Annotated in this window: 3 protein-coding genes; 2 read left to right on the forward strand and 1 reads right to left on the reverse strand. The window is 38.3% G+C overall.

The annotated features are described in order from the left end of the window. A partial coding sequence (locus G4P69_RS35275; protein ID WP_243903143.1) for a methyl-accepting chemotaxis protein occupies positions 1 to 693 on the forward strand: 693 nt, incomplete at its 5' end. 10 nt (positions 694 to 703) lie between these two features. After that, positions 704 to 4,261: a hybrid sensor histidine kinase/response regulator gene (locus tag G4P69_RS35280; protein ID WP_208354575.1), complete on the forward strand. Its 3,558-nt coding sequence runs from the start codon at positions 704 to 706 to the stop codon at positions 4,259 to 4,261. A 43-nt stretch (positions 4,262 to 4,304) separates the two neighbouring features. Here G4P69_RS35280 and G4P69_RS35285 read toward each other — a convergent pair. Then, positions 4,305 to 5,482, reverse strand: a 1,178-nt coding sequence (locus G4P69_RS35285) for a tetratricopeptide repeat protein (RefSeq protein ID WP_208354577.1), incomplete at its 5' end; no start/stop codon positions are given.

The raw sequence follows: 5,482 nt of genomic DNA on the forward strand, positions 1-5,482 counted from the left end.
CATCTGTTTGATGACAAAGGTATCACCGAGGCGATACGGCTAGGTAGGCGGGAACTCTTCCTGAACAAGTCACGCAAAGCCTATTTCAATAAGTTTATTGATTTGGAAGATTGGTTGTTCCCTGTGGCTCAAACTAGCAAAAAGATCAAACGACTCAGTGAATCCTCACAAAAAATCTCCAAAGTAGTAAATCTCATCAGCAATTTTGCTACCCAAACCAACGTATTGGCTTTAAACGCTGCTATTGAAGCAACCCGTGCGGGTGAATATGGCAAAGGCTTTGCAGTTGTGGCTGATGAAGTGCGTTCGTTATCTCGCCAATCCGCAGCAGCGACGGTAGAAATCGAGAAATTAGTCCAAGAAATTCAATCTGAAACTGGAGAAGTGGCAGTCGCGATGGAAACAGGTATTCAGCAAGTCGTAGAAGGTACAAACATGGTGAATGAAACTCGCCAAAATTTAAATGCAATTGTGACTTCAACTGCTGAAATTAGTAACCTCATCCAGAAAATTGGTAAAGTTACTCATGTACAGATGTCTCAATCTGTATCGGTAGCTAATTCTATGCAAGATGTTGCAAACATTGCTAACGAAACTTCTACTGAATTTGACAAAATTGCTGCTGTTTTTCAAGACTTATCGCAAACGGCACAAAATCTACTGGCAAGCGCAAGCAAGTTCAAAGTGAATTGAGTAGAAAATTATGATTACCGATACTTCAATTCGCGAACAAGGCTACCTTTATTTTCTAGCAGAAGCGCCAGAATTACTCAACACTATTGAGCAAGGATTGTTCAATCTATCACACGGTCATAGTACTGCTCAAGTACATAACTTAATGCGCGCAACTCATACTATTAAAGGAGGAGCCGCTAATGTAGGATTAGAGTTAATTCAATCAATCGCTCATTCTTTAGAGGATGTATTTAAGGCTCTTTATAACCCAGATTTAGTCATTGATATCGAGCTACAAACATTACTACTGGAAGCTTATGAGTGCCTACGCTTACCCTTAGCTGCTGAACTTTCGTCATCTTCTGTTTCTCTTAATCAAGAGGATATTATACAACAAGCAGCTTGCGTATTTGCACAGTTGCAAGAAAAATTAGGTGATGCTTTTGGTGCTGATACTTATATTCCTAGTTCGATAGAATTGGGTTTTGATATTGTGCAATCCGTCTTTGAAATGGGAGTAAAACAACGCCTAGAAAGCATTGAGCTAGAAATAAAAACCCAAGAAAATCCTACTGAATTTGATGCTTTTTTACGCTCTCAGATGGAGGTGTTTACTGGCTTAGCAGAATCTCTAAGTTTACCTGGATTTGGTGCGATCGCTCAAACAACTCTCGCTGCGCTACACGCTAACCCAGCACATGCACATCAAATTGCTGAGATTGCGCTAGCTGACTTTCTCCAAGCACGAGAAGCTATATTAGCAGGCGATCGCCAACGCGGTGGCGAGCCTTCAGCAGCTTTACAAAACTTCACTAAAATTGCTACCAATGTCAACGAGTCATCTAATCTTCAAAATGAGATCTCTCAATTTTGTGAATTTTTAACTGAAATTTATCAAGCAAAAAAAACGACTGAAAAATCAAAAATTATCAATTCTAACCTAAGAATTATTCGTTGTATTTTAGGTTGGTTCAACCATGAGCGTGGAATAGCTTATGAAGATTTAAGTTTATCGCTAATTATTCCTAATTCAGCCCAGCAGGAATTAAATGACTGTCTGTACCATTTCCAAGATTGGCTGAGTCATTTTCTCAATTATGTGGAGGAAGAAGAAGATACAGAAAGTTTTTGTATTTATAGAAAGCGATTGATTTTAGCAACTATTTTATTAGTTGCTAAATTTCGAAATAAGAGTAGTGGTAGTGAAGATGCGATTATAAAAAATCTCCAAGATAGAATTTTGGAATTAACAAGAGAGTATCAAAACCATCCTCCTATTACTTCCGAAGATGAAAATTGGCTTGAAAAAACAAAATTACAAAACCTGTTAATTATCAAAGAAATATCTTCATCTAATACCAATGAACCTACAGATGAAAATTTAGACGCAATATGGGGAGGAGACATTATTTCAAATTCCCTAACTGAAAGTATAACAGTTAATGAAGAAGCAGAAGAAGAAATTGAAACTTTAGCATTGGATGATCAGCCTTTATCTGTGAAAGTTGAACTCATATCTGATATTCCTAACGAACGAGAAAATACTTTGCCTGAAGAGACACACAATCATATGGAGGAAACTCAGAAGAATCGGCAACCTCAATTTGTGCGAGTTGATGTAGCAGAACTAGAACGCCTTAATTATCTAACAGGGGAATTGCTAATATATCAGAAACGGCGGAATTTACAGGATCAAAACCTAAAAGAAATAGTAGAGAAATTATCCCAACAAATTCAGAAAAATCAAATAACTTTAAATCGATTACGTGATTTACCACTAAAGCAACAAAATTTGGCATCGCCTGATATAAAAAATATTGCTTCCTTGAAATTTGATGCTTTAGAAATGGATGAATATACAGAATTTCATTTAACATTACACGAAGCACTAGAACAGACGCTGCAATTACAAGAAACTATGGAATCTCTAGATTTACTTCTACAACAATGTAATCAAACTGGAGAAAAAAAACATACTTTGTTACTGAATGTAATCGATGCTTTGGTTAAAGCACGGATGCTACCTTTGTCTAATATCGTCAATCGCTTTCCACAAATGGTGCAGAATTTTGCAGCTGTCTATGGTAAATGTGTAGAAATGAAATTGAATGGTACAAATGTACTAATAGATAAAGCGATCGCAGAAAAATTACATGATCCATTATTACATTTAGTGCGGAATGCATTTGACCATGGCATAGAACTACCCGAAGTGCGTAACAAGTGTGGTAAACCAGAACAAGGTTTAATCGAAATCTGTGCCTATCATGAAGGTAATAATACTGTTATCGAAGTCCGAGACGATGGTCTGGGGTTAAACTTTGAGAAAATTTACAATAGAGCTATAGAACTTGATCTTATATCAGATACCGCTAAAGCAAACGGCTATCTTGCTTCTGCGACACAATCCGAATTGTTAGAAGTTTTATTTGAACCGGGCTTTTCTACTGCTGCTAAACCCAGTGAAATTTCTGGACGGGGTATAGGTTTAGATATTGTGCGTTCTCAGTTGCAAGCACTTGACGGGGAAGTCTCAGTGAAATCAATACCCCAACAAGGAACTACATTTATACTCAAAATTCCTTTTTCTATGACAACTGATAAATTAATGCTTGTTCAAGCAGGCGGTATTGCTTATGCTTTACTATTGGATAGTATCGTCAAAATATTACTTCCTAACCCTGAGCAAATCAAGCAATTTGAAGGCAAAAGAGTTTTACATTGGAAGACGCGCAAAGATGAACGTATGGTTAGCGTGCGTAAATTGTCTGACTTAATGTGCAATGGCAGTTCTTCTGGCAGTCATGATATTCAAAATTATTCTACAACGCTGGATGAAATAGGCAAAAAAATACCGCCTGTACTTTTACTTCGCCATCATCAAGATTTTTTTGCGTTAGAAGTTGATCACATTATAGGCGAACAAGAACTAGTTATTAGACCTTTGGGAAATGCGATTGCACCTCCAAAATATATCTATGGTTGTAGCAGCTTAGCGAATGGTACACTCATCTTAGTAGTTGATACTGCTGTGCTGATTGATTCTATAGAAATGCCAGCGGTCAGTAACATTAATATGTTACCAGCATCATATTTATTCAATAAACAACCACTACTTGTTTCATCTAGTGAATCCCAAGCATTACTTACAGGTTCTAGTCTAAACAATTCTACAAAATCGCACTCAAACATCACGATACAATCAGCAAATGCTTCTAAGTTACTTTTAGTAGTAGATGATGCCCTGAGTTTGAGACAAACTATAAGTTTAACTTTGCAGAAATCTGGCTATCAAGTTGTTCAGGCTATAGATGGTTTAGACGCTATCGAAAAGTTGCAGCAATATCCAGAAATTAGTCTTGTCATTTCTGATCTGGAAATGCCGCGTATGAATGGCTTTGAGTTTTTAAGCCATGTGCGCCAAGCATCTAATAGTACTACTATACCTGTAGTGATTTTGACTTCTAGAAGTTCAGACAAACATCAGCATTTTGCACAAGAATTAGGCGCAAGTGCTTATTTAACTAAGCCTTATTTAGAAGAAAATCTTCTTGGCACAGTCGAGAGTTTAATACAGAGCGATTAGGTGGAATGGGGCATTGGGGATAGCCTGCCACGAATTCAATGTGCTAAAAATTTAATCTTTTTAAATTCTCTCGTGTAATCGCCGCCCAATCTTCATCATTATGCTCAACATATATTTCCAAAGCCTTCTGGAAATTAACCTTCGCTTGTGCGTAGTCTTCCTGTAGTTGTGCAAGCGATCCTAATTGAAAGTAAGCCCTAGCTTGTGAGTAGTGATCACTATATTCGATGAAGATTTGTAAAGCTTGTTGATAATAACGCTTTGCCTCGCTATATTCTCCCACTTGTTCTGCTACTATTCCCAACTCATGGGATGTGCTGGCGAGTGAGTAGCGATCGCCATGTTCAGTATAAATTTGCAAAGCTTGTTGATAATAGCCCTTTGCCTCATCATATTGTCCCACTTGTTCAGCTAAACTTCCCAATTGATGGTAAGTGATGCCTTGTGAGTAGCGATCATCGTATTCGACAAAAATTTGCAAAGCTTGTTGATAATTGCGCCACGCCTCATCATATTCTCGAAGTTCTTGAGCTACTATGCCCAACTCATGGTATGTGGTACCGAGTGAGTAGTGATCGCCATGTTCGATGTAGATTTGCAAAGCTTGATGATAATTAAGCCTCGCCTCTTCATATTCTTCCATTTTTTCAGCTAAATTGCCCAAATGAGAGTAGGTGATGGCTTGTGAGTAGCGTACAGAGCTTCTGCCTTCGGAAGAACCCTCCGACACTGATGCTCGTTCCCCGTTATCGCTATCATCATATTCGAGAAAAATTTGCAAAGCTTGTTGATAATTGCTCCTTGCCTCCTCATATTCTCCCAGTTGTTCAGCTAAACTTCCAAAATGAGCGTAGGTGACACCTTGGGAATAGCGATCATCGTATTCGATGAAAATGTTCAAAGCTTGTTGATAATTGCGTTGCGCTACCCCATATTCTTGCATTTTTTCGGCTAAACTTCCCAAATGAGTGTAGGTGACGGCTTGGGAATAGCTATCGCCATATTCGGTGAAGATCTGCAACGCTTGATGATAATTGCTCCTCGCCTCCTCATGCTCTCGGAGTTCTTGGGCTATTATTCCTAACTCCTGGTATACAGTGGCTTGGGAGTAGTTATTGCCATGTTCGATATAGATCTGTAAAGCTTGATGATAATTGCTCCTCGCCTCCTCATATTCCCTGAGTTGTTGCGCTATTACTCCTAACTCATAGTATGTGCTAG

This window comes from Aetokthonos hydrillicola CCALA 1050 (assembly GCF_017591665.1).
GTDB classification, from domain to species: domain Bacteria; phylum Cyanobacteriota; class Cyanobacteriia; order Cyanobacteriales; family Nostocaceae; genus Aetokthonos; species Aetokthonos hydrillicola.